The sequence below is a fragment of the Collinsella sp. CLA-JM-H32B genome (assembly GCF_040098065.1).
In the GTDB taxonomy this organism is placed as follows: domain Bacteria; phylum Actinomycetota; class Coriobacteriia; order Coriobacteriales; family Coriobacteriaceae; genus Collinsella.
In genome coordinates, this window is sequence record NZ_JBBNNA010000034.1 from 1 (window position 1) to 1,003 (window position 1,003).

The following is a 1,003-nucleotide window of genomic DNA, read 5'->3' on the forward strand; positions in this document are numbered from 1 at the left end:
TGTGACGGCGTGCCTTTTGTAGAATGAGCCAGCGAGTCGCTGGCGCGGGGCGAGGTTAACCGAAAGGGAGCCGAAGCGAAAGCGAGCCTTAACAGGGCGACTTGAGTCCCGCGCCGCGGACGCGAAGCCGGGTGAGCTATCCGTGGGCAGGCTGAAGCGGGGGTAAGACCCCGTGGAGGGCCGAACGCACGTCGGTTGAAAACGGCGGCGATGACCTGCGGATAGGGGTGAAAGGCCAATCAAACCCGGAGATATCTCGTTCTCCCCGAAATAGCTTTAGGGCTAGCGTCGCGCGTTCACCGCCGGAGGTAGAGCACCGGATGGACGAGGGGGCTTCGCCGCCTACCGAATCCAACCGAACTCCGAATGCCGGCGGCCCAGAGCGCGGCAGTCAGAGCATGTGGGCTAAGCTGTGTGCTCGAGAGGGAAACAGCCCGGACCGCCCGCTAAGGTCCCCAAGTTCCAGCCGAGTGGCAAAGGATGTGCGTCCGCCCAGACAACCAGGATGTTGGCTTAGAAGCAGCCATCCATTCAAAGAGTGCGTAACAGCTCACTGGTCGAGTGGACATGCGCCGACAATACACGGGGCTAAGCTGGACACCGAAGCGGCGGGATTTTGATTTTCAGAATCGGTAGGGGAGCTTCCCATGGGCGGAGAAGCCGGAGGGCGACCGACGGTGGAGCGCATGGGAGTGAGAATGCTGGCATGAGTAGCGAGAGACGAGAGAGTAACTCGTCCGCCGTGAACCCGAGGTTTCCTGGGCAAGGCTAATCCTCCCAGGGTCAGTCGGGGGCTAAGGCGAGGCCGGTAGGCGTAGCCGACGCGCAGCAGGCAGACATTCCTGCACCGCGCACGCGGCGCTACGACCGACGGGGCGACGGATGGGGGTGGCTCGGCGGGGTTCTGGACGTCCCCGTGATGGAGCGCGGCCCGCGGACCAGGGAAATCCGGTCCGCACGAGGGCGAGGCTCCGGACGAAGCGACTGAGCGAAGCGAGTGAGC

The 1,003-nt window shown here is 63.9% G+C and carries 1 rRNA gene; it reads left to right on the forward strand.

Features of this window, described 5'->3' with window-relative positions:
• Positions 1-1,003 (forward strand): 23S ribosomal RNA (locus AAA138_RS09830); the annotation flags it as partial.